Source organism: Pseudoalteromonas sp. S8-8, assembly GCF_000497875.1.
Lineage (GTDB): Bacteria > Pseudomonadota > Gammaproteobacteria > Enterobacterales > Alteromonadaceae > Pseudoalteromonas > Pseudoalteromonas arctica.
This window is the reverse complement of the sequence record NZ_AUTR01000041.1, coordinates 13,453-39,143: the sequence shown is the minus strand read 5'-3', so window position 1 is coordinate 39,143 and position 25,691 is coordinate 13,453. Positions and strand designations below refer to the sequence as shown.

Sequence of the window (25,691 nt, the reverse complement as noted above, 5' to 3'; positions counted from 1 at the left end):
CCCGCCATAAAATGCAAACGCATTTATTTCTGAGTTATTTATCCAAAAAAACGAAAACGGAAAACGTACATCGTTAGCATTAGCAACAAGTTTACGGCCAATAGTCGTGAGGTATTCATCTAGCACAGGGTCGTTTATAACTGGCGATGAACCTCGTATTTGCATCATCATTACTTCGCCAATAGCTTGTTCTTTTTCAAGTGGCAGTGCTTGTAATGCAGATGTTCCTAAATCAGGAAGTGTAAAATTGGTTTGCGCTTTTAAAGGTTCGCTTACTAATAAGCTAAACGTAAGCGCGGCACTGCATAAAGTGATAAATGCTGATTTTAGCTGCATTTTATTCCTTGTTAATTTGTTCGCCAATTGCAATTTTGGCTATGTCTATTTCGTCACTGCTTGCACGGCTGTCTTTTTCGCACAATTGGTATAGTTCTTTTATTGTGACTCCATCAAGCTTTACAACGTTCAATTCTCGCTGCAAAAAAGTAATAATTTTATGTACTACTTTATGTGCATGTAAAATAATGGCTTTATCTGCTTTGTCGCCCCGTTCAAAATAAAAGCCAATAAACTTATGTAACTGACTTATTCTGATCAGGTTTTTCATTGAATGTGGATCCCACACTCTAAACTCCATAAAGCGATTATTTTTTATGTATTGGTCAACAATAACATCTTTAGCATAAGGCTGTGCCCATAGCTCAAAGCCTCTGTCGGTAAAAACTTGGTGCAGCGCAATACGTGGCTTATGTTTAGTGTGTATTACACCAAGGCTGTCTTCATGGCCTTCTAATAGATCTAAGTTCCAATTGCGTTTATCTATAAGTTGTTTAACTGCATTATCGAATCCATGATCTAAAATCCCTTCAGATTCGCTTATTGATGAGGCAACAAGGTGATAAAAAGGAGGTAGTTCGCCCCAGTTAATTTGCTTTTTAAACCAATTAATCTCTTTGAGTGTTGGATTACTGGGTAGTTGCGCTTTATTATGCGTGCCAGGCATTAACTTATCCTTACTGCTAGTTATGTTATAAGGATAAACTATTGCAGGTATTGTTTTAACAAAAAGTTACAATGGTTTGGGTATATAAGTATATTGACCGTAAATATGCGACTTATTATTCATTTACTATACGGATAAAGTAGTTATGGTAGAGCGCGATTTAAAAGAGTTTAAATGCCCTCAGCAATTTGTGCAGTTTAAACTTGCGCTACGAAGTGCGCAATCTTCAAAACAACGTATCACTTTTAGTCTTAATAAAGGTGAAAGTGCGAACGATATTGAACGTTTTTTGAAAAAAAATGCTTATAGTTACAATTTTGATAAACAACGTGGGTTGTTATTAGTGGAGCCATTACATGTTTGAATACGTAAAAACATGGTACGAAAGGAAGTTCTCGGATCCTCATTCGTCTACCTTATTATTTTTATTATTAGCCTCAGTGGCCTTACTTTACTTTTTTGGCTCGTTAATTGTTCCTGTGCTTGTAGCATTGGTTATTGCTTACTTACTTGATTGGCCGGTTGTTCATTTAGAGCGCGTTGGCTTAAAACGTTTTACTGCAACGATTATTGTAATGTTGATATTTATTAGCATTATGCTCACCCTTATTTTGGTTATTGGCCCAGTGCTTTGGAAGCAAACCAGTAACTTAGTGCAAGAAACCCCGCATATGTTAGAGCAAGGGAAGTCTTATTTAATGGCTTTACCTGAACAATACCCAAGTTTAATTAACATAGATCAAGTACAAGCTATTGTTGCAACGGTAGAAGCTAAAATCATTGAGTTTGGTCAAACTGTATTGTCGTTTTCACTAACCTCATTAAAAGATGTTGTTGCATGGCTTATATATTTAGTACTTGTGCCGTTACTGGTGTTTTTTATGCTTAAAGATAAGCTGGAGCTAACGGGGAGTATTGCTAAACTGATCCCGCAGCAACGACGCTTGATTTTGCAAGTGTGGCACGAAATGAATCAACAAATTATGAATTACATTCGCGGTAAAGTGTTTGAAATTTTAATTGTTGGTGGTGTGTCTTTTATTGCATTTACTGTTTTAGATTTACGCTACGCCGCACTACTTGGTGTGCTTGTTGGCTTGTCGGTATTAATTCCATTTATTGGCGCGGCACTCGTCACTATTCCGGTAGCGGCAGTTGCGCTGTTTCAGTTTGGATTAGAAACACAGTTTTGGACCATTTTAATTATTTACGGAATTATTCAGGCGCTTGATGGCAACGTACTTGTACCACTGCTGTTTTCTGAGGCGGTTGATTTAAATCCGGTATTTATAATTGTCGCGGTATTATTTTTTGGTGGCTTATGGGGATTTTGGGGCGTATTTTTTGCCATCCCGTTGGCTTCATTAGTAAAAGCGCTAATAACAGCTTGGTCGTCAACGCATGAAGAGATAAGTAAAGAGGTCAGTGAATAGTTAAGTAAACAGACTTTTAGTCTAAAAAAGCATAGTAAACGCACCTCTAGTGCTAATTGATTATTACTCATTACCTGTAAATTTATGTACTATTGGTAATAAGATATATTTTTTAGTAATAAGGTGCGTTTTTTAATGTCTGAGTTTTTATTGCACGATGAGCCAGTAAAACAAGTTTACCTTGATGCAAACGCAACGACCCCTGTGTTGCCTTGTATTGCTGATGTTGTTTCTCATACCATGCAAATATGTTTTGGTAATCCTTCAAGCCCGCACATTACAGGTATTCAAGCCAAGCATTTATTAGAACAAACACGTCAAAAAGCACACACAGTTATTGGCGCAAGTAATGGCGATATTTTATTTACCTCTGGCGCAACAGAAGGCATTCAAACTGCGGTGGTTTCTACGTTAATTGATGCTAAAAAACACCCGATTAAAAACCCCGTATTGTTATATGGCGCTACTGAGCACAAAGCGGTGCCAAATACACTTAAGCACTGGAATAGCGTACTAGACGTTAATGCTGAAGTGCTTGCTATTCCGGTTGATAGTAACGGTATTTTAGATTTAGATTTTATAGCTAAACATATAGATAACGCATTGATGATTTGCACCATGGCCGTTAATAACGAAACCGGTGTATATCAAGATTTACCCGCTATTGAGCAGGTGATTCGTAGCCGTAATAAAAATGTATCGTGGATGGTGGATTGCGTGCAGGCGCTCGGTAAACAAGCGCTCGCACTAAGTGACACAACAATAGATTACGCACCTTTTTCGGGGCATAAGCTTTATGCACCTAAAGGTATTGGCTTTTTATATATTCGTAGTGGCAGTGCGTACACACCTTTTATAGCGGGTGGCGGTCAAGAAAGTGGAATGCGCTCAGGCACCGAAAATCTACCCGGTATTGCAGGGTTAAATAAGCTATTTAGTATGTTGCTTGATAAATCAGACGATACATTTAAACCAATTAGCATACTTAACTCTTATCGAAGCCAGTTACAAAGCGCGATAAAAGACACCTTTGGCGATATTACATTCAATCATGATTTTGCTTATAGCGTGCCTACCACACTTAACTTTGCTGTTAACGATTTAACGAGCAAAGAAGTGATTGATTTATTTGACGCTGCGGGCATTCGTGTAAGTGGAGGCTCGGCTTGTAGTACAGGCGCATCAACAAGTTTTGTTTTAGATGCAATGGGTGCAAGTAAGTGGCAAAGCGAAAACGCGATTAGGCTATCGTTTGGACCTGCTGCAACACAACACGATATTGATGATGCTTGTGTGCGTATTCGCGCTCTTAAAGCAATACTACAGGCAAACTGTTTAATCGTATCTGACAGCACCACACCACAACAAGAAGTATGCGCACTGGGCCTTACTCAGTTTAGGCACCAAGGAGCATGTAGTTGGCTTTATGTAAGCGATGATAAACACGCTGTAATTATCGATCCTATTATTGAGCTTATTCCGCGCTTTGAAAAAATAGCTAATACACAAAACTTAACTATATCGGCGGTGCTTAATACTCATCTGCATCAAGAGCGAGAGTCAGCGACTAATTTACTAACCAGCGCTCTTGACTCAAGAGTTGTAAAAGGTGAGGTTGATTCGCTAGGTTGGCCGCTAAATACAGCAAGTATTAACTTGGCAAACGACGTACTTGAAAAAGTAGTTACACCTGGGCACAGCAAAGACAGTGTAAGTTATTTATTAAAAAACAGTAATGGCGAAACGCGTTACTGTTTTTGTGGTGATTTAATACTGCCTGCAGGGCTTGGCAATACATCGCTTATAGGTGGGGATGCAAAAGCAATGGCACGCTCTATTTTAGCAATGAGCGAGCAACTTAATAGCACCAGTATTATTTGCTCAGGGCACGACTACCAACAATGTTTTGCCATGAACTGGGCTGTACAGCAAAACCAAACGCCACTTCTTGATGCGTTAGTGAGCGGCAGTATTTCAGTTGATGAATTTGCAATACAAAAACAGCAGTACGACGCTTCAAAACAAGTAGATAATACGCAATTGTGTGGTTATGTAAATGCGTTACCTGAGGTTGATACACAGCAATTAAATTTTGATGACGCTAAAGTAATGTTAAACACCAGCGATACATATTTAATAGATACTCGGGAGCCGTATGAGCATGGAGCAAATAATGTTGCTCAGTTATTTAATACGCTAGATGAAAAAACATTAAATATACCACTTAGCAGAATGGCAAATGCGGTATTTGAAGGGCAATTAAACAAAAATAACAAGTACATTTTATTATGCCGTAGTGGTAACCGCTCAAAAATTGCTGCAACTAATTTAATGCAACTAGGATACAAAACGGTTTATAACCTAAGTGGCGGGTTAGCGCTTAGTAATTAAACAAAGATTGTAATTTATACAAAATCGGCTTTAGGGCCGATTTTTTTGTTTTTAAGGCTTATTTGCTCGCAAGGTAAACAAGCCCTAGGGCCTGTTGACCTTTCAGGATTAAAATTTGTTCAATCTAGGGGCTATTTAATCGCGGCGTGAGGTTTGTAACCTAGTGGGCTAAGTAAAAACCGAGTAACAAAGAGTAAATTGCCCCTAGGCAGAACCCTTCGGGCAGCGCGTGTTTGGCATTTATTCCACGTTATCGCCTATTTATGGGGAATAACCACACTACATAGGCTCTGCCTTGCCTAAATGCCAAACACACTGCTGCAAATTTAACTTCGAAAGATAAACAGGCCCTAATAATTAGTGAATAACTATAAAAAGTAATTATTGTGCTGAGAAAAATTCATTAATATTTCATTTTGATTGATTAAGCTATCCCGTTGCCTTTAAAATTGCGGGTAAATTAATTTATAAAATTTTTATGATACCGGTGTCAAAAGCTAAAAATTGCGTTATCATCGGCATCTAAAATTATAAAAACAGCACTTTTTTTGCATTTTTAGTTATACTATCGGCGCTTTATTTTAGTGTAAATAAGCAGTGTTAAGAGTTTTGCTTTTATAAAAAACATTTTTAAATCAATTGATTGAAAAAACTAGAGGATATTTCCATGTCTAACCGAACGCAACTAGCAAGTTGGCAAGCACTAGAACTAAGTGCAGCTAAGATGAAACAAACACATCTGAAAACGTTATTTGCACAAGATGACACGCGCTTTTCTCAGTTTTCGACTCAAGTACCTGGCGTACTATTCGACTATTCTAAGCAACTTATTGATAACGATGTTTTTGCTAACTTAATGTCGCTTGCTAAAGAATGTGATATTGCATCGTGGCGCGATAAAATGTTTAGCGGTGAAAAAATAAATATCACCGAGGATCGCTCAGTACTACATACGGCACTTCGTAATCGTGCTCACACTCCATTAATCGTTGATGGCGAAAACGTAACACAAGCCGTAGACAACGAATTAGCTAAAATTAAAGTGTTTGTAGAAAAAGTTCGTAGCGGTAAATGGTTAGGCTATACCGGTAAAGCGGTAAAAGATGTTGTAAGTATTGGCGTAGGTGGTTCTAACCTTGGCCCACAAATGGCAACCGAGGCATTAAAAGCACTTGCTGATGATACGTTAAATGTTCATTACGTATCTAATGCTGACGGTGTACAAATTTCGTCTATATTAAAAGCCATTGACCCTGAAACAACATTATTTGTTATTTCGTCAAAAACATTTACTACGTCAGAAACCATGACAAATGCTAAAACAGCGGTTGACTGGTTTTTACAAACAACAAAAGATGAAAGTACAATTGCAAAGCACTTTGTTGCAGTAAGTACAAATTTAGAAAAAACGGCAGCCTTTGGTATCAGCGACGAAAACGTATTCACTATGTGGGATTGGGTTGGCGGTCGCTTTTCACTTTGGAGTGCGATAGGCTTACCAATTGCTTTATATTTAGGCTACGACGCCTTTGAAGCAATTTTAGAAGGTGCGTTTGAAATAGACGAGCACTTTAAATCTGCGCCGTTTGAGCAAAATATACCATTAATTATGGCATTGCTTAGTGTATGGAATACGAGCTTTTTAGGCTACACAGCGCAAGCTATATTACCGTACGACCAAGCACTGCATATGTTGCCTGCGTATTTACAGCAAGGCGAAATGGAAAGTAACGGTAAACACGTTAACTTTGCAGGCGAAACGGTACCTTATACTACAGTTCCAATTATTTGGGGCATGACGGGTATTAATGGTCAGCACGCGTTTTATCAGTGTTTACACCAAGGTAATGTAATTGTACCTGCAGATTTTATTGCATCAGTTAAACCACAAGTGAATGTTGATAAGCATCACGATATTTTATTATCAAACTTCTTTGCACAAACAGAAGCGATGATGAGTGGTGTAGATGCAGCGCAAGTTACTGCTGATTTAACCGCTAAGGGTAAATCGCAAGCAGAGATTGATGAGTTATTAAATCATAAAATTCATCAAGGCAATCGTCCTACAACGTCTATGCTATTAGATACAGTAGATGCTAAAACAGTGGGCCGTTTAATTGCACTGTATGAGCATAAGATATTTTGCCAAGGCATTATTTTAGAAATATGTTCGTTTGACCAATGGGGTGTAGAACTGGGTAAAGGTTTAGCATCTAAAATTGAGAGTGAACTCACTGATGAAAGCGTTAAACATGCTCATGATAGTTCTACAAACGGCTTAATGGCGTACTACAAACAAAACCGTACGCAGTAAAAAATTCGCTTACGCAAGTAAGTAAACCGAGTACCTTTGAACGGGTAGCGCTGGAGTGCTTAGGGTCTGTATTTTTGTGAGAGGAGATACAGGGCCCCTAAGGCTCATTTAATAAGCGCAATGATAAAAATAATAATAAATCATCGATACAGAACAATTCAGCAGGCTTTTATTTAAATACAGCTATAAAAGCCATCTAATCTAGCAATAAATAGGCATACCCGCGCATTTATAAAGTGTACTGGGTATCACAACGTAGAGAGTAACTATGCTTAATCCTTTTGATATTATAATTTTTGGGGGCGGTGGTGATCTTGCGTTACGCAAATTGCTACCTGCAATGTACAGAGCATATCAAGAAGGTAACTTACCTGAAGGCTCACGTATCCTACCAACAGTACGCGAAGAATCGAAACGTGCTGAATACATAGAAACAGCGCATAAAGCATTACAAGAATTTTTAAGCAAAGGTGAGTTTAACGCTAAAGATTGGAAAGCATTTTCTACTTTTTTAGTGCCAGTGGTAAGTAATGTTACAGAAGCAGACGACAACTGGGATGTGCTAAAAGGCATTTTAGATGAGCACGAAAGCACTAAGTCTCGTGTGTTTTATTTATCGCTTCCGCCTGCTGTTTACGGCACATGTTGTGAAATATTATCGACTAAAGGTTTAATTACACCTACATCACGCGTTGTTGTTGAAAAGCCTATTGGTTATTGCGGTGATTCTGCTGAAGCAATTAATGGAAAAATTGCGGAATTTTTTAATGAAGAGCAAATTTTCCGTATTGACCATTACTTAGGTAAAGAAACAGTACAAAACTTAATGGCGCTACGTTTTTCAAACTCATTGTTTGAAAATATGTGGGATGCTAAATCTATTGATAACATCCAAATTAGCTTATCAGAAACTGTTGGCCTTGAAAGCCGTGCTGGTTTCTACGATAAAGCCGGTGCACTTCGTGACATGGTTCAAAACCATTTATTACAACTACTTTGTTTAGTTGCAATGGAGTCGCCTAATAAGCTTAACGCTAACAGTATTCGTAACGAAAAATTAAAAGTATTAGAAGCACTTCGCCCGCTTGTAGATGGCGATGTTGATGAAAATATTGTTCGTGGTCAATACGTGCCAGGTGACTTAAACGGTAAAATTGTACCGGGTTACTTAGAAGAGCTAAATGAAGGTTCTAGTAAAACAGAAACGTTTGTAGCTATTCGTGCGCATATTGATAACTGGCGCTGGGCGGGGGTTCCATTTTACCTTCGTACGGGTAAACGTATGGCTAAGCGCTGTGCAGAAATTGTGGTTGAATACAAAAAAGTATCTCACAATATCTACGAAGATAACGTGGGTAATATCGAGCCAAATCGTCTTGTTATTCGTTTGCAGCCAGAGGAAACAATTCAACTAACGCTTATGTCTAAGCGTCTTGATAACCTTCAAATGCAACTTGAACCAGTAACAATGAATATTGAGCTTTCACAAGCTTACAGCAATGGCTTCCATTCAGATGCGTACAAGCGTTTAATGCTTGATGCCGCTGCAAATAACCCATCATTATTTATTCACCGTGATGAAGTTCGTCAAGCGTGGAAATGGATTGATCCAATCATTGACCGTTGGCAAGACAAAGGCAAGCCTGCGCTTTACCGTGCTGGTAGCTGGGGTCCTGAGGATGCTGATGAATTATTGGCAGAAAAAAGCCACGTGTGGTTTAACACAGGCGATAAGGTATAAGCATGGCAACACTAGTTGAAAAATTTTTTGACGATAAAGACGCGTTAACAGCTGAGCTTTCTGCAACGCTTGAGCAATCATTACGTGATGGTATTAAAAACGATGGCCGTGCTGTATTAATGGTGTCGGGTGGCTCGTCTCCTGCGCCCGCTTATAAGCATTTATCAACGCTTGATTTAGATTGGCAACATGTTGATGTTGCTATGGTTGATGAACGCTGGGTAGACCCAAGCCATGAAAAAAGTAACGAAGCATTTATTAAAAGTACGTTATTACAAAATTTTGGCAGTGCTGCAAACTTTATAACCATGAAAAACGATGCTGCAACCGCGCAGCAAGGCAGTGAAGTGTGTGAAGCCGCTTACAGTGCTTTAAAAGCGCCATACGATGTAACTATTCTAGGCATGGGCCCAGATGGCCATACAGCGTCGTTGTTCCCAAATGCAGAAGGTTTAGACCACGGTTTAACAACTGAGCAAACAGTATGTGCAATTAATGCGATACAAAGTGATGTGACGGGTAGTATTACTGAGCGAATGACACTTACGTTAAATGCCATTGCGCAATCTAAAGTGGTTAAGCTTTTAATTAGCGGTGAAGAAAAACTCGCTGTTTATAAGCAAGCAAAAGCGGGAGGCGATGTGAATGACATGCCACTACGCGCTGTGCTTAATCACCCAAGTATAAATATTGAAGTATATTGGGCGCCTTAATTTAGGTGCTAATTTAACTTTTAAAGGCCGCTTATATAAGCGGCCTTTTTTATTTGCTCAAATTTAAGCCTAAACACTGCAAAAAAACAGTCCTGAACTGTTAACCAATGTTAATGAATAACTTTGGTTTGTATTAAAATCAACCACGAAGTGTGTTGTTTTTGAACAAAAATTATGAGTTTGAGCTGTATGTTTTTTAGCAACGTTCAGATTTAGTTAAATTTTATTTTTTCATGGTCGTTGTCATAAAAGTTTCCCTTCCTTTTTTAGCTCAAAAGCATTAGCCTAAAGGTATTAACAATGAAACATATAAATTAAAATAAACGGAGCAGTAACATGGCGGAGCAACAAGTACAGCCTTTACACAACGAAAAACATGCCAACACTAAAATTCAAAACGGCATCAATGTAGAATTCATGAAAACTCAACATTTAGTGCCAGTAGTTGCACATGAGTTTGCACGCGTAGCAAACGAGTTTCCAATGTCATTCGTTAAAAACAACGAAAGCGGCACTTTTCAAGCTGTTGCTATGTTTGGCTTAGAGCCAGGCGAAAACCTTTTTGTAGAAGATGGTAAATGGACTGCAGCATTTGCACCTATGGCATCTACTCGTTACCCACTGGGCTTAGTTAAACACCCAGATCAAGATCAATACGGTATCGTAATTGACGAAGCAAGTACGCTTGTTGGTGAAGACGAAGGTAATGCATTATTTGAAAACGGCGAAGAAACAGATTACCTAAAACGTCGTAAAGAAGCGCTTGTATCTTTTATTGAGTTTTCTCAAGTAACTGAAGCGTTCACTAAATTCCTTGCTGATAAAGAGCTACTAATTGCGCAAACGCTTACAGTAGACATTAAAGGCGAGAAAAAAGACATCAACGGTATTTACCTTATCGATGAGAAAAAGCTAAACGAGTTAAGCGATGCTGATTTCTTAGAGCTTCGTAAACGTGGTTACTTAGCACCAATTTATTCTTTCTTAACGTCTACTCATCAAGTAGCACGTTTAGCGCGTTTAAAAGCTAAACAAGCTTAATTATACCAATTGCATTAAATTAGTGATCTATTATAGCGATAAGAAAATGGCTCAATAACAAGGCTAAAATTATGATACATAGTTGTTCTATATAAATAATTTTCAACGTAGTTAGTGAGCTATTTAATACGCTAGAATGACCATGTTTTTAATAAAATTGGTATTACAAACACGTAAAATTTTAAAAGCGCCTTAAGGCGCTTTTTTATGCCATTAAACTCACTTTAGTTGAAATTAAGCCCGCAACCATTCACATTAGTTTATAACTTTCCCATAAAAGAACTCATTATGAAAACACCCTTATTAGCAATTTTTGCGAGCAGCCTTTTTGCTTTAAGTAATAGCGTATTCGCTGCAGAGACTCCTTTTGCCATTGCGATTCATGGTGGGGCAGGGACAATAGAAAAAGCACGATTTACACCCGCCCAAGAAAAGCAGTACCGCGCTAAATTAACAGAGGCTGTAGAGACAGGTTATAAAGTATTGCACCAAGGCGGTGAAAGTTTAGATGCGGTAACTGCGGCAATTACAGTATTAGAGCAATCGCCTTATTTTAATGCAGGGCGTGGAGCGGTATACACTTACGATGGCGGGCATGAGCTTGATGCATCCATAATGGATGGTCGAAACCGTGAAGCAGGCGCCGTTGCGGGTGTAAAGCATATTGAGAGCCCGATTAAATTAGCGCGTTTGGTCATGGATAACTCTGTACACGTAATGCTTAGTGGGCAAGGCGCTGAGGAGTTTGCTAAAGAGCAAGGTGTTGAACTTGTCGAAAATAACTTATTTGATACCGAGCCTCGTTACAAAGCGCTTTTAAAAGCAAAACAAAAATTAGATAAAGCCAAAGCAACCAGTAAAGAGTACCAAGCCGCGCACAAAGCATTGCCTAACTCTTACAAAATGGGCACGGTTGGCGCAGTGGCGCTTGATAAAAACGGTAATTTAGCGGCAGGTACATCCACAGGTGGTATGACGGCAAAACGTTATGGCCGTGTAGGTGACGCGCCGGTAATTGGTGCTGGGACATTTGCTGAAAACGAATCGTGCGCAGTATCGGCAACAGGGCACGGTGAATACTTTATTCGCTATAACGTAGCGAGCGATATATGTGCGCGTGTTAAGTATCAAGGTAAAACCATAGCTGAAGCTGGAGATGAAGTTATAAACGGTGTGCTTAAGCCAATTGGTGGCACTGGCGGCGTTATTATTATTGATACTAAGGGGAATATTAGCTTGCCGTTTAATACCTCTGGCATGTATCGGGCAAGTAAATCGAATACGCAAGCGACCTACGTGGGCATTTTTAACGACGAATAAGCCAAAGTAATTTAATTAACCTCAACTCTGGTTAAGAGATTTACTAACATATTGAACCACAATGATATTTTAATTCATTTATTGCTAGCCAGTTATTTTCAGTGCAGTTAGCGCTGAAAATAACTGCTTGAGATAGATTTATTATTCGCAGTTTAGGTGAATCGCAGCGTTTATATAACAAACAACCCCGTGTTATGCATTTTGTAGGATTAACCCCGGCCGTTTAATTTGATACAATTATGGCTCTTTAACTAATTTTATAAGGTATGCGGGTGGTAAACCTAGGTCAGTTGTTTGGCGAGCTAAAAACGTGCTTGAAAAAAGATCAATTCATTTTCAAAAAACGCTTACATGGCGTAAAAAAAATAACGGATGAAAACAAGCATGCCAACGCGCTTGAAAAAATAGCGGCTGATATAACCCGTAGCCAAGAATTACGTGATAAACGCTTAGCGGGCCTTCCTAAAGTGACTTACCCTGAGCAATTGCCAGTAAGTCAAAAAAAGGAAACAATTAAAGAGGCCATTGCAAATAACCAAGTGGTTATTATTGCAGGTGAGACGGGCTCAGGTAAAACAACTCAAATACCTAAAATGTGTTTAGAGCTTGGTCGTGGTGTTGATGGCTTAATAGGCCATACTCAACCACGCCGATTAGCAGCGCGAACGGTGGCTAACCGTATTGCTGAAGAAATGAAGTGCGAACTTGGTCAGCAAGTCGGTTTTAAAATTCGTTTTAGCGATCAGGTTTCTAATAATACGTACGTTAAACTAATGACTGACGGTATTTTACTGGCAGAAATTCAGCAAGACCGTTTTTTAAACCAATACGACACCATAATTATAGATGAAGCGCACGAGCGTAGTTTAAACATCGACTTTATTTTAGGCTACTTAAAAAACCTACTTCCAAAACGTCCCGATTTAAAAATAATAATTACGTCTGCAACCATCGATCCTGAGCGCTTTTCAAAGCATTTTGATGATGCGCCCATTATAGAAGTATCGGGTCGTACTTTCCCTGTTGATGTGCGTTACAACCCAACGGCCGATATTAATAAAGAAGATATGGAAGCCGAGGGCGATCAGCTACAAGGTATTTTTGATGCTGTTGACGAACTGTGCGCGGAAGGTCCTGGTGACATACTGATATTTTTAAACGGTGAGCGTGAAATACGCGATACCGCTGATGCACTTAGCAAGCGTAATTTAAAACACACAGATGTATTGCCACTTTACTCGCGCTTATCTAACGCAGAGCAAAACCGTATATTTGCGCCACATTCTCGTCGTCATATTATTTTATCGACCAACGTAGCCGAAACGTCACTAACTGTGCCGGGTATTCGTTATGTCATAGACCCAGGTACTGCGCGTATAAGCCGCTACAGTTATCGTACAAAAGTTCAGCGCCTGCCANCCAATAGAACCTATATCGCAAGCAAGTGCTAATCAGCGTATGGGTCGTTGTGGACGTGTTGAAGCGGGTATTTGTATTCGCTTGTACTCTGAGGATGATTTTTTATCGCGCCCAGAGTTTACCGACCCTGAAATACTGCGTACTAATCTTGCCTCAGTTATTTTGCAAATGTTGGCACTCGGGCTTGGTGATATGGCGCAATTTCCGTTTGTGCAAGCGCCAGATAGCCGTAATATAAGTGATGGTTTATCGTTATTAGAAGAACTACAAGCAGTAAAACCAGACAAACGTGATAGTAAAACGAGTTTAACCGCTTCAGGTAGAGAACTCAGCCGATTACCGGTAGACCCTCGTTTAGCTAAAATGGTGCTCACAGCTCACAAACTTGGCGCATTGCGTGAAGTGATTGTTATTGTGGCGGCGTTGTCGATTCAAGATCCACGCGAACGCCCGCAAGAAAAACGTGCTGCAGCCAATGAAAAACACGGTCGCTTTGACGACCCAGATTCAGACTTTATCGCTTTTTTGAACTTATGGAATTACTTAGAAGAGCAGCAAAGCGAGCTGACTAACGGCCAGTTTAGAAAGCTGTGTCAAAAAGATTTCCTAGCCTATATGCGCCTGCGTGAGTGGCAAGATATTGTTTATCAAATAAGTACTGTGTGTAACGAAATGGGCATGAAAGCAACCAGCCAAGCGGCTGATGGCGAACTTGTTCATAAAGCGTTATTAAGCGGAATGCTGAGCCATATTGGCTTTAAAGATGAGAAGCAAATATACAAAGGTGCACGTAATAGTCAGTTTCATATTTTTCCGGGTTCAGGTTTATTTAAAAAGAGCCCTAAATGGATCATGTCAGCGGAGCTGGTAGAAACCAGTAAATTATATGCCCGCACAAATGCAAAAATAGACATTAACTGGGTAGAACCATTAGCGCAGCATTTAGTAAAACGTAGCTATACAGAGCCACACTGGGAGAAAAAACCAGGTGCGGTAATCGCGTTTGAGCAGCAAACTTTGTACGGCTTACTTGTCGTAAATAAACGCCGCTGTGTTTATAGCAACATAGACCCTAAAGTGAGCCGAGAGCTTTTTGTGCGCACTGCATTAGTTGAGCAAGAGCTGGGCTTAAACGAGGGCTTTTTAGCATTTAACAGTGAGCTTATTGAAGATATTCAAGTTCTGGAAAATAAGTCGCGTCGTCGTGATATTTTAGTTGATGAGCAAACGTTATTTGAGTTTTACGATAAAAAAATACCCAAAGAAATTAATAACCGCGCTGCATTTTTAAAATGGTATAAAACACAAAAACAACAAAATAAGCATTACCTACACATGACTCGTGAAGAGCTAATGCAGCATGGTGCAAGTAATATCACTGAGTTTGACTACCCTGACACATGGCAGCAAGACAATATTATACTGCCGCTTGCTTATCATTTTGACCCAGGCCAAGCAGTTGATGGCGTTGCGGTACAAATACCGGTAGCACTTTTAAATCAAGTACAAGAGAGTGGTTTTGACTGGCATATACCTGCATTTAGACATGAGCTAATAAGTGGGCTTATAAAGTCATTACCTAAATCGCTTCGCCGTAATTTTGTGCCAGCACCAAATTACGCAGATGCAGTACTTGCAGCTATTGAGCCAATGCAAGGTAGCTTAATTGATGCTTTAGCTATGCGCTTATTAAGAATGACAGGTGTGAGAGTTGATGCAGAAGCGTGGGATTTAACCGCGCTTGCACCGCATTTACGATTGCAGTTTGAAGTACGTGATGAACACGATAAGTTACTTGCTCGTGGACTTGATTTAGCCAAACTTAAAGCAGAGCTGCAAGGTGAAGTAACCGAAACACTGTCTAAAGTAGCCGATAAAGGCATTGAAAAATCAGACCTAACACAATGGGACTTTGGTGAGCTGCCAGCGTCATATGTTAAAAAACAAGGTCAATACGAAATAAAAGCATACCCTGCGCTGGTGGATAAAAAATCAGCCGCTGCAGTGGAGCTTTTTGATAGTGAAGCAAAAGCGCAGCAAGCACATCAACAAGGTTTGCGCCGTTTAGTATTGTTAAATGTGCCGTCGCCAATTAAGTACTTACAACAAAACTTACCGAATAAGGCAAAGCTGGGTTTGTACTTTAACCCATTTGGTAAAATAGCTGATTTAATTGATGACTGTATCGCCGCAGGTGTTGATAGCTTATTAGTGAAACACGGCGATATACGCGATGAAAAAGCATTTGAAACGGTAAAAGAGCAAATACGAGGTGAGCTCGGTGATGCCGTTGTGTCGATTGCAACGCAAGTTGAGCAAGTATTAAGTATTGCGCACGCACTGCATAAAAAAATGAAAGGGCGCGTTGATTTAACCATGATAACCGCGCATGGCGATATAAAATCACAGCTTGAGTCACTTATATTTAAAGGTTTTGTGAGCGCGCATGGCGCAGATAAAATAACGGATTTAATTCGTTATTTAAAAGCGATTCAAAAACGTTTAGAAAAGCTGCCTGTGGATCCAAATCGTGATAGGTTATGCGTACTAGAGCTGGATAAAGTTGCTCAAGAGTACAAAAAAGTAGTTAATAAAACGCCTAAAGGCTTGCCTATTCCACAAGAAGTAACCGCTATTTTTTGGATGCAACAAGAGCTTAGAGTGTCGCTATTTGCTCAAACGCTTGGAACTCCTTACCCAATTTCGGCTAAGCGAGTACTTAATGCGATAAAAGAGATAGAATAAAACTTGCATTTTCTATTAAGCTTAGTACCTTAATAGGAGGATTTATTTTTGTTTTGAAAAGGAAGTGACATAGTTATGTCCTCATCGATTGAACATAAAACAAAGCGACTTTTAGTGGTAGACGACGAGTATTTTAATTTTGAAATGCTCAAAGCAGCACTCGCGTCGAAATTTGATGTTAGTTATGCAGATTCAGGACAAAGCTGTCTTGCATCGGCAATTGCGAGTCCGCCAGATATAATTTTGCTTGATGTTTGTATGCCTGGTCTTGATGGTTATGATACATGCCGAATGCTAAAACACACACCTGAAACAAAAAATATTCCTGTTGTTATGGTATCGGGCCTAGAGTCTCCATCTGAAAAACAAGCAGGGTTTGACGCTGGTTGTAACGCATATGTTGTAAAGCCATTTTCAGTGGGTGCTTTGTTGGAAGAAATTAACACGGTTTTTTAGAGGTAACGTATGTTTACTGATGATAAGCGAAATTTTAGACGCATGCAGATCAATACACCTGCAAATTTAACAACGATAGAACCAATAGCGGGTTTAAGTTTTGCCGCAGAGTGCGTGGATTTAAGTGCAACAGGTTTATCAATTCATTTAGATGAATTACTTGAACCTAATACATTACTGACGGTGAACATTGATTCGACTCACCCAAGTATTGCGCCTTTAAATGCAACAGCAAAAGTAATACGTGCCAGCAAAGAAGATGATGGCACGGTAACAGCAGGTCTTGAAATCATTCAGTTTAACTAACTTGAATCCAGTTAAACTCAATAGTAGATATTAAAAAACCTTACAGATTAAGCCTTTCAAATAAAAGCCTTCAGGGTAGCTGCCAGCAATTGGGTGATCAGCTGCCTGGTTTAATCGCTCCATTATAAGTAGGTCTTTACCTGCATCAAGTGCTGCATCGGCTACTACTTTTTGAAATAAGTTTTGTTCCATTAAACCAGAGCATGAGAACGTTAGTAATGTTCCACCTGGTTTTAGTATTTGCATGGCAATCATGTTGATATCTTTGTAACCACGACACGCACCGGTTAGCTGCGCTTTATTATCAGCAAACTTTGGTGGGTCCATTACGATGGTATCAAACTGTCTACCTTCGTCGCGGTATTGGCGTAGTAACTTAAATACATCCTGCTTAACAAAACTTACTTTATTTAAATCTAAGTTATTATGTTCAACATTACGTTTTGCTGTATCTAAAGCGGGTTGAGATACATCTACGTTAGTTACATGCTCACATCCACCACGCAGGGCGTACAACGAAAATGTACCTGTATAACTAAAACAGTTAAGTACCGTTTTACCCTTTGAAAAACGCTCAAGTGCGGCGCGGCTATCGCGCTGGTCTAAATAAAAGCCCGTTTTATGTCCATCAATTATATCGACTTCAATTTTAAAACCGTTTTCCTCAATAAGTACCGGCTGTGTTGGTTCATTACCCCAAAGAGCGCCTTTTATTGGCTCTAAGCCTTCTTTAGTGCGTACTTCTACGTCTGAGCGCTCGTATATGCTAGAGCCTGGGAAAATAGACATCAACGCGCCAACAATCTCGCCTTTATGACGCTCAGCACCGGCACTTAATAGCTGACACACTAACACGTTATCAAACTTATCGATTGTAACGCCTGGTAAGTAATCAGACTCCGCAGCACATAATCGAAACCCTGTTAATCCGCCTTCTTCTATTACTTGGCTACGTGCTTCTAATGAGCGGCGTAAACGGCGTTCAAAAAAGTTTTGATCGATTACTTCTTTTTCGTCAAAGCTCCAAACACGTGCGCGAATTTGTGAGTGAGGGCTGTAAGCAGCAGTTGCTAAAAACTTACCTTCGCTATCGTGAATCGTTACTGTGTCGCCTAATCCAGGTTTACCTTTAATTTTTTTGATGGCTTTTGAAAATAACCAAGGGTGTTTTCTTTTTAATGATTTATCGCGACCAGCTTGTAGGTAAACGGCAGATGACATAAGGCTTCTCAGTAGTAATAAATAAGCGCTGTATTTTAGTCAAGCAAGGAGCAACATACAATGAATGTTTTGCAAGGTGGGCATAAAGCACGGTAAAGTACGGATAATTTATCGATTCATTAGCTTTTGGAACCTAATAGTGCCTGACGCCGTTTTAAGCCCCGATTTAAAAATACTTAATTCACAATGTAGAGAATTTATAACCTCTTTAGTGCATGCCGATGTTGCTCACGATATTACCCATATAGAACGCGTGGTGCGCGTTGCAATACAGTTATGTAATGCGGAGCAGGCAAACATGTCAGTTGTATTACCTGCTGCGTGGATGCACGACTGTGTGGCGGTGGCTAAAAACCACCCTGATCGTGCAAAAGCCTCTACTATGGCAGCCGATAAGGCATTGGAATTTTTAAAATCTATTAATTATGACGAGTCACTTTTTGATGAGATTCATCATGCAATTGCCGCTCATAGTTTCAGCGCAAATATAAAAATTAAAACAGTTGAAGCGCAAATAGTACAAGATGCTGACAGAATGGATGCATTGGGCGCTATTGGAGTGAGTCGATGCATGAAAGTAGGCGGATCAATTTCTCGGTTATTGTATAACCCAGAAGACCCTTTTTGTATTGAACGCGAGGCTGATGATAAAACATACACGCTTGATCACTTTTTTATAAAGTTATTACATATTGCCGATAGTATGAATACGCCATCTGCTAAAGCAGAAGCGAATAGACGTACAAGGTATATGCATGACTTTTTAGAGCAATTAAAGTCAGAAATAGGTGAGTAACGTGAATAATACAAGCATACCTAAATTATCTGGGATTGATCATTGCCATTTAAATGTTGATAACTTGGTTGATGCCGTTAAGTGGTATGAGCGTGTTTTAGGTTTTAGTGTAGTACCCGAGCTTGCCTTTTGGGATGAGGACGGACGCGGCCCTTTAACACTTGAAGATACTAGTTCAACAACTCGTTTAGCACTTTTTGAAGGTGAGGGGCGTAGTAAAGGGATTGCATTTTTGGCCTCAGGGGATCAATTTATTCAATGGCGTAATCATCTTGAGGGTTTAAACATAAAAGCAGTGCTAGCGGATCATGGTGTAACGTTTTCTATGTACTTTAAAGATGAAAGCGGTAATAGCCATGAAATTACCTCACATGACTATCGTTATATAAAGTCTTACTACCCAAATGTTGAGCTTGGCTCTCACAGCGCTAAAAAGAATTAGCTTTCTTGATTTGAATTTTTTATAGCAAGAATATCGTCTAATTTTTTCACAAATAGTTCGATTAGAGCGGGATCAAAATGAGCTCCTGCTTGCTCTTGCATATGTAAAACTGTTTTCTCTACACTCCATGCCTCTTTATAAGGGCGTTTTGAAGTCAGAGCATCAAAAACGTCAGCAACGGCAACAATTCTACCTTCAATTGATATTTCTTCGCCTTTGATCCCGTTAGGATAGCCTGAACCATCCCATTTTTCGTGGTGTTCAATAGCAAGTTTATGAGCGAGTTGTAATAATGGCGATGAAGAATTTGCTAATATTTGTGCACCAATTATGGCGTGTTTCTTCATATGTTCAAACTCTTCAGAAGTTAACTTGCCTGGCTTTAGTAAGATAGCATCAGGGATACCTATTTTCCCAACATCGTGCATTGGGGCGGCTTGACGTAAAAGCTCTGCACTTTGCTCATCCATACCTAGCGCTAATGCTAATACTTTGCTGTATTGGCTCATACGCACTATATGTTCGCCAGTGTCAGTATCTTTATATTCAGCAGCACGGCCTAGGCGTTGTACTAAATCTACATGTGCTTGTTTTAATTGCTCAGCTTGCACTAGCGATAAGTGAGTTTTAACTCTAGCTCTTACAATAGCAGGGCTTATTGGCTTAGTAATATAATCTACGGCACCAAGTTCAAAACCTTTAAATTCATCATTTTCGTCCCCCAAAGCTGTCACAAAAATAATGGGGATATGAGACGTTTTAGGATTGTTTTTTACCCGCTGGCAGACTTCAAACCCATTCATATCTGGCATCATTATGTCGAGCAAAATTAGCTTTGGTAGTTCTTTTTCAAGTAGTGCCAATGCGGCATCACCCGATTTAGCAAACGACATACGATATTGATTACCTAACACTTCGCGCATTACTTTTAGATTTGCAGGCTCATCGTCAACAATTAATACTCGTGGCCTATCTGTTGTAAAATCCATTAATTAATACTCATTGTTTGTTAGTTTTTCAAGTAAGGTTTCTAGTATTACGTGTGCTTTATCAAAATCAAATTCATCAAAGGCCTCGGCTATAGCATCAACATCATCTTGACAGTTAGCAGGTGCGCCGCGTTGCAGCTTTGCTAATAGCTCATCATTTAGCTCTGCGTTTTGTGCATCTTGATAAAGCGTCTTACACAGTGACTTAATTTCATCAATTGATAGCGTGTCAGAACTATTATCTTCAGGCTTACTACTTGGCTTATCGCAAGTATTAGATGACAGCAGTTGTGAGATGACAAGTAGCTCGTTTTTTATATCGTCTAAAGTACTAATAACTTTAGCGTCACTTTGTTTTTGCTCTAAATCGGTTAATAACTTCATTAATGTTATTAGGCCTAAGTTACCAGCAACACCTTTAAGTGTGTGAATGGTGCTATCGACATCTTTTATGTTTGATAATTTATCACTGAATAATGTTTCGAACCGTTTATTACTGTCACTAATAAATTTAGTAATCTCTGTAAGTTGTTTACACTTAGAACCCCAAAGGGCTAACCCTTTTTCAAAATCTATATGCTGCGCTTTAGGATCGCTTTGCGATATAACCATTTCTTTTGCAATACCAAGACCAAGCACTTGTGCTATTTCTTGGTTTAGCTGATTTATATCGACGGGTTTATTTGCAAAGCCATTCATGCCTGCTTTTTTAGCCGTAAGCTTATCTTGTTGTAATACACTGGCTGTGAGCGCGATAATTGGCGTGTATTTAATTTGTCTTTGATTTTCTATTGCTCTTATTTTTTGTGTTGCCTCTATGCCATCACACAATGGCATATGTATATCCATTAAAATGACATCAAAGTCTTGTTCTTCAAATACTTTAATCGCTTCAAGTCCGTTAGATGCCTTGGTAACTGCATGCTGATCGCGTGACAGGAGTAAAGAAAGTAGTTCTGTATTTTGTTCTATATCGTCAACTACTAACACCCTAAGTGCAGGCAGTTGTGTGTGTAGACCATCAAAATGATCTATTTTAGTTTCGTCACCTAAAGTAAGCGGCAATGAAAAGTAAAAGCAGGTGCCTTTACCTAGTTCACTTACTAAGTTTATTGTTCCGCCCATAAGCTCTACAAGTTGTTTGCTTATGGTAGTACCGAGACCTGTTCCACCAAAGCGGCGAGTAGTAGTACCATCGGCTTGTTCGAAAGGTTGAAACACTGCTTGAATACGATCTTTTGCAATACCAATACCGGTATCTTGCACTTCAAAAAACAGATGCTGATTTTGTGTTATACCAACGGTTACGGTAACAGAGCCTTTTTCGGTAAACTTAATAGCATTACCAATTAAATTAGTAAGTACTTGCCTGAGTCGATCTGGGTCACCGTAATAAGTAGCACTTACTGATTCTTTAATATGGAGTTTAAGTTCTAAATCTTTCTTTTTAGCTTCTAACCAAAAAGTAGAAATAATACTGTCTATTACTGGCTTTAAACTAAAGTGTATTGGCTCAATAGTGAGCTTACCGCGCTCTAGTTTTGCGGAATCGAGAATTTCATTTAATAATCTAAGTAATGAACGCGCTGCATTATTTACGGTCACTAAATGTTTTTGTTGTTCTTGATCAAGTGGGGTATCCATTAATAAGTCGCTGAAACCTATTATAGAATTCATTGGGGTGCGTATTTCATGGCTCATATTAGCCATAAAAGATTGCTTTGCATAAGCAGCTTCTTCAGCTTTAAATTTAGCTTGCTCTAGTTTTTCTTCATATTCTTTGCGTTCTGTAATATCAACTAAAACACCATCAATCCACTTTGCTTGGCCTTGGGTATCAAAGTCGATGCTGCCTTTATCTAAAAGCCATAAGATTTTACCGCTTCTGTGGCGAATTCTGTATTCGATTGAATACTGACGTTTTTCTTCTACGGCTTTTGTGACGGCATCTACAATAGGTTGCTGGTCTGATTTTAAAACTAGATCGTTAAATTCAATGCAATGTTCAGTAAATTCATTAGGGTTATAACCCGTTAACTCGTTGATGCTCGGGCTGATAAAAAGCATGGTCCAGTTATCATCAAATTTACACCTAAAAGCCACACCTGGCATGTTATCCATTAAAGAGCGGTATTTTTGCTCTTTTTCTTCTAGGCTTTTTTGTAAAGCTCGTTGCTCTGATAAGTCGGTTATGAAGCCTACGTATAGAGGATTTTGCCCTGGCTGATTAACTTCTCCAATCCCCAAACGAATCGGGAATAAGTGGCCATTTTTATGCTTTGCAAAAATTTCACGGTTAACACCGATTACTTTACCTAAATCAATATTTTTAGCTTTAGAAAGGTAGCTATCGTGATGCATCGCGATAGCATCATCCATTAGCATTTTAATATTATGATTTTGTACTTCATTTTCGTGCCAGCCAAAAATTTTACTGGCTGATTCGTTAAAACTTAAAATAATGCCGGTGTGATCAATCGTTACGATTCCATCAATGGCTGTGCCTAAAATTGCGTTTAAGCGAGACTCGTCGGCTGACTTTTCTTCAAGTAACATTTTATATCTGACCATGCCATTAAGTACCGCTACTACGCTTGTAATGGCAATCGTTGCAGTTGCAACCGCGATGGCTACAAAAGTGAGCCCAGCAGAAGCATTTGCGTCGTCATATAAAAGAGGAGATGTTGCAACAAAGCGTGTAGATGCCATGCCCATATAATGCATAGCAGCAACAGCAAAGCCTAATATTATAGCGCTGATGGCTCTATTTTGTAGGTATGATAGTTTTGGAAAAAATTTTTCAAGATTAAAGCGGCTATATAACGCTATAAACGAAAGAGCGACGGCAACTAAAATTGAAAGACCAAAGGTCAGTGGGTCATAGCGCAACATTGGGGAAAGCTCCATTGCAGCCATACCGCTGTAATGCATTGTACCAATACCAGCCCCTAGTAAGATCGAGCAAATGCTGAGCACTCTAAAGTTTCCATCACTATTTACAAGTATTGATACCGCATACTGACATGCTAATAAAGCAGGAAGAAAAGAGAGTAGTGTGATTGTTGGATCGTAGCTTATATTAGTACATAGCGAAAAAGCTAACATACCTATAAAGTGCATACTCCAAATACCAGAAGAAAATACAGTTGCTGCAGTTATATTTGCTAAACGTTGATAACGAGGGAATTTAGTCTCTTTTGCTAAATCAATGAGCTTAGTAGTAAAAAAAGCAGCAAAAATGGCTATTAATACAGACATTGAGACTAGAAGAGGGTCGTAAACCCCATTGAGTATTAGGCTTGGATCTTGGTCTGTAATGAAGAAAGCTGATAGCATAACGGCTCGAAATATAATCTTTATTTTACAAGTTTAATCTAATTTACTAATAAATGAACCGTTATTTCTAATCGCGCCATAAAGTGACGAATTTTAAGCAAGTTTATTTATTGTTTTGTTATTGAAGTAAATAAAATGTTTTAACTTTCAATTCAAATAAAACAGACGGCTCAATCTATAGCTTATTATAATAAAGCGGATTAGGAGTTAAGTGCGACTTTATGCTTAAGAGTTTAAAATTGATGGTAATATGGATTATATAAACGGATGCAATATTTAGAGTTTAGGTCGTGTTTGAATATCAATTGAAAAAGAGTACTAGACGTAAAACAGTCGCAATAAAAGTGCATAGTCAAAAGGTAACTGTGTATGCGCCACATTTTGTCGCAAAAAAACACATTGATACTTGGTTATTTGACAAACAAGAGTGGGTTGCAGAACAATTAAAAAAACAATCGTCAATTGATGACACTAAGCAGTACCCCTTTGAATCTAAAAAAATCAGTGTTTTTTCAGAAACTATTTGTTTGAAACTGGACTCAGGCCAAGATTCCAAAGTAACCCCGTATGATGACCACTTACTTATTACAATATCTCCTCGAGTTAAAAACACTAATCAAAAGTATCGACAGCTATTAGAGACTTATTTAAAAGAGCAGCTTATTGCATACATAGAGATGCGTTTAGCGTATTTCTGTACTCAAATGGGTGAAGAGTTGCCAAATGATTTAAAAATAGGTGTTTATAAACGAAAGTGGGGGAGTTGTAATAGCAAGCGAGAACTCACTTTTAATTTACATCTTATAGGTGCTCCTTACCACGCCATAGATTATGTGATTGTTCATGAGCTTGCCCATTTAAAGTATTTAAATCATAGCAAAGCTTTTTGGCAGCGAGTAGAGGCGTTTTTCCCCGATTACAAAACATCATCTAATTGGTTAAAACAAAATGGTATGAGTTTACAGTGGGTGTTTTGATGTTACTGAATATAGGAATATAGGAATATAGGAATATAGGAATATAGGAATATAGGAATAGTAGAGAAGTGGTGGAGGGAGCTGGATTCGAACCAGCGAAGGCTGAGCCGTCAGATTTACAGTCTGATCCCTTTGGCCGCTCGGGAACCCCTCCACACTAATTTTATTGCATTTGGCCCCACTTAACTTAGCGGTAAGAAAAGTGGTGGAGGGAGCTGGATTCGAACCAGCGAAGGCTGAGCCGTCAGATTTACAGTCTGATCCCTTTGGCCGCTCGGGAACCCCTCCAATGCAACGGCGCTGATAATAGCAAATTGCGTATTTAAGTAAAGAAAAAAGCTAAAGAAAATTGAAATAAAGCCGATAAATATCTATCAGTTACCACAATCGGCTAAAGACTATGCAAATAGATGATTTGTTAATCACAGAGAGTCAGTTAAACAGTAGACTCAATAATAGTGTGCATGAAAATCGCCGTGGCGAATTTGCACTATTATTAGCGATGCTGTCACATGACGCACTCGACTTTAGTCAATTTCATTTACCAAAAACTGAAACAGATAATTTAGTTATAGAAGAAGAGGCGTTAAGAAAGCAATTTGGCGCAGGTCCAAAGCAACTTTTAGCCCCTGATGAATATAATATGTTGGTTGGACAATTTAATGCATCATTAATATCTCAAGAAGGAGCGCGCTGTGGTATGACAAGTATTAAGTTAAGACAATGCTTAAGCCCTGAACCACTTGCGATTAGAAATGATGATAAGCATATTTCACTTAATATAATAGATAACTGTGAGCTTGCCGTCAGAAGAAGAATTAAAAGCGAACAAACCCAACTAGCTAATCCCCCTATAGATGCAGCTGCTTTTTACGACAGCCTTAATAATGATGCAATACATCAACCACTTCAACTTATTGCTGTGTGATATATGATTGTAATAATCACCAGTTAATATATGCTTTACAACGGGTCTGCTTTATATATTTGCTAATAATTGATTTAATGAAAAAAAAGCATCCAAAAATTAAATGCAATTGCTATAATG

At 39.0% G+C, this 25,691-nt stretch carries 18 protein-coding genes, 2 tRNA genes and 2 pseudogenes; 15 read left to right on the top strand and 7 right to left on the bottom strand.

The genetic code is table 11. The features are described from left to right. Positions 1-336 (bottom strand): annotated as a pseudogene (locus L659_RS0114445) (M48 family metalloprotease); the annotation flags it as partial. 1 nt (position 337) lies between these two features. Beyond that, complete coding sequence (locus L659_RS0114440; RefSeq protein WP_007581045.1) at positions 338-1,003, bottom strand: hypothetical protein; 666 nt, start codon at positions 1,001-1,003, stop codon at positions 338-340. A 145-nt stretch (positions 1,004-1,148) separates the two neighbouring features. On the opposite strand from L659_RS0114440, the gene L659_RS0114435 reads away from it, so the two are divergent. From L659_RS0114435 to L659_RS0114385, 11 genes and pseudogenes are all read left to right on the top strand, one after another. Then, positions 1,149-1,367: a hypothetical protein gene (locus L659_RS0114435; RefSeq protein WP_024591004.1), complete on the top strand. Its 219-nt coding sequence runs from the start codon at positions 1,149-1,151 to the stop codon at positions 1,365-1,367. Continuing rightward, entirely contained in the window at positions 1,360-2,436 is a 1,077-nt protein-coding gene (locus L659_RS0114430; protein WP_007581049.1) for an AI-2E family transporter, read from the top strand. Before L659_RS0114435 ends, L659_RS0114430 begins: the two co-directional genes overlap by 8 nt. A gap of 135 nt (positions 2,437-2,571) precedes the next feature. Beyond that, entirely contained in the window at positions 2,572-4,827 is a 2,256-nt protein-coding gene (locus tag L659_RS0114425) for an aminotransferase class V-fold PLP-dependent enzyme (RefSeq protein WP_024591003.1), read from the top strand. Between the two features lie 667 nt (positions 4,828-5,494). Beyond that, positions 5,495-7,141: a glucose-6-phosphate isomerase gene (gene pgi / locus L659_RS0114420; protein ID WP_024591002.1), complete on the top strand. Its 1,647-nt coding sequence runs from the start codon at positions 5,495-5,497 to the stop codon at positions 7,139-7,141. A gap of 268 nt (positions 7,142-7,409) precedes the next feature. Next, positions 7,410-8,882 carry a glucose-6-phosphate dehydrogenase gene (gene zwf / locus L659_RS0114415; RefSeq protein WP_007581057.1) on the top strand — a complete coding sequence of 491 codons (1,473 nt, stop codon included), beginning with the start codon at positions 7,410-7,412 and terminating at the stop codon, positions 8,880-8,882. 2 nt (positions 8,883-8,884) lie between these two features. Continuing rightward, positions 8,885-9,595: a 6-phosphogluconolactonase gene (gene pgl / locus L659_RS0114410; RefSeq protein WP_024591001.1), complete on the top strand. Its 711-nt coding sequence runs from the start codon at positions 8,885-8,887 to the stop codon at positions 9,593-9,595. 336 nt (positions 9,596-9,931) lie between these two features. Next, on the top strand, positions 9,932-10,636 hold the full coding sequence (locus L659_RS0114405; protein ID WP_024591000.1) for a SapC family protein: 705 nt from the start codon (positions 9,932-9,934) through the stop codon (positions 10,634-10,636). 288 nt (positions 10,637-10,924) lie between these two features. After that, a complete protein-coding gene (locus L659_RS0114400; RefSeq protein ID WP_010555079.1) occupies positions 10,925-11,956 on the top strand; it encodes an isoaspartyl peptidase/L-asparaginase family protein in 1,032 nt (343 codons plus the stop codon). Positions 11,957-12,228: 272 nt separating this feature from the next. Continuing rightward, positions 12,229-16,120, top strand: a pseudogene (gene hrpA, locus L659_RS01000000123020) (ATP-dependent RNA helicase HrpA). A gap of 75 nt (positions 16,121-16,195) precedes the next feature. Next, a complete protein-coding gene (locus L659_RS0114390) occupies positions 16,196-16,576 on the top strand; it encodes a response regulator (protein WP_007581064.1) in 381 nt (126 codons plus the stop codon). 9 nt (positions 16,577-16,585) lie between these two features. Further along, positions 16,586-16,882: a PilZ domain-containing protein gene (locus tag L659_RS0114385; protein WP_007581065.1), complete on the top strand. Its 297-nt coding sequence runs from the start codon at positions 16,586-16,588 to the stop codon at positions 16,880-16,882. A 30-nt stretch (positions 16,883-16,912) separates the two neighbouring features. On the opposite strand, the gene L659_RS0114380 is transcribed toward L659_RS0114385, so the two are convergent. Next, positions 16,913-18,103, bottom strand: a complete 1,191-nt coding sequence (locus L659_RS0114380) for a class I SAM-dependent methyltransferase (protein WP_007581068.1) — start codon at positions 18,101-18,103, stop codon at positions 16,913-16,915. A gap of 64 nt (positions 18,104-18,167) precedes the next feature. On the opposite strand from L659_RS0114380, the gene L659_RS0114375 reads away from it, so the two are divergent. After that, a complete protein-coding gene (locus L659_RS0114375) occupies positions 18,168-18,899 on the top strand; it encodes an HD domain-containing protein (RefSeq protein ID WP_206007901.1) in 732 nt (243 codons plus the stop codon). 1 nt (position 18,900) lies between these two features. Next, complete coding sequence (locus tag L659_RS0114370) at positions 18,901-19,341, top strand: VOC family protein (protein WP_024590998.1); 441 nt, start codon at positions 18,901-18,903, stop codon at positions 19,339-19,341. Here the strand turns inward: L659_RS0114370 and L659_RS0114365 are convergent. Together L659_RS0114365 and L659_RS0114360 are read right to left on the bottom strand one after the other, a co-directional pair. Further along, a complete protein-coding gene (locus L659_RS0114365) occupies positions 19,338-20,330 on the bottom strand; it encodes a response regulator (protein WP_007581075.1) in 993 nt (330 codons plus the stop codon). The two genes, L659_RS0114370 and L659_RS0114365, sit on opposite strands and share 4 nt — an antisense overlap. 3 nt (positions 20,331-20,333) lie before the next feature. Continuing rightward, positions 20,334-23,666: an MHYT domain-containing protein gene (locus L659_RS0114360; protein WP_024590997.1), complete on the bottom strand. Its 3,333-nt coding sequence runs from the start codon at positions 23,664-23,666 to the stop codon at positions 20,334-20,336. Positions 23,667-24,010: 344 nt separating this feature from the next. On the opposite strand from L659_RS0114360, the gene L659_RS0114355 reads away from it, so the two are divergent. Continuing rightward, complete coding sequence (locus L659_RS0114355) at positions 24,011-24,643, top strand: M48 family metallopeptidase (protein ID WP_237715144.1); 633 nt, start codon at positions 24,011-24,013, stop codon at positions 24,641-24,643. Between the two features lie 69 nt (positions 24,644-24,712). Here the strand turns inward: L659_RS0114355 and L659_RS0114350 are convergent. Both L659_RS0114350 and L659_RS0114345 read right to left on the bottom strand, forming a co-directional pair. Further along, a tRNA-Tyr gene (locus L659_RS0114350) sits at positions 24,713-24,797 on the bottom strand. 49 nt (positions 24,798-24,846) lie between these two features. Next, positions 24,847-24,931, bottom strand: a tRNA-Tyr gene (locus L659_RS0114345). A gap of 112 nt (positions 24,932-25,043) precedes the next feature. Between L659_RS0114345 and L659_RS0114340 the strand changes: the two genes are divergently transcribed. After that, on the top strand, positions 25,044-25,571 hold the full coding sequence (locus L659_RS0114340) for a VC2046/SO_2500 family protein (RefSeq protein ID WP_024590995.1): 528 nt from the start codon (positions 25,044-25,046) through the stop codon (positions 25,569-25,571). Positions 25,572-25,691 lie beyond the last annotated feature (120 nt).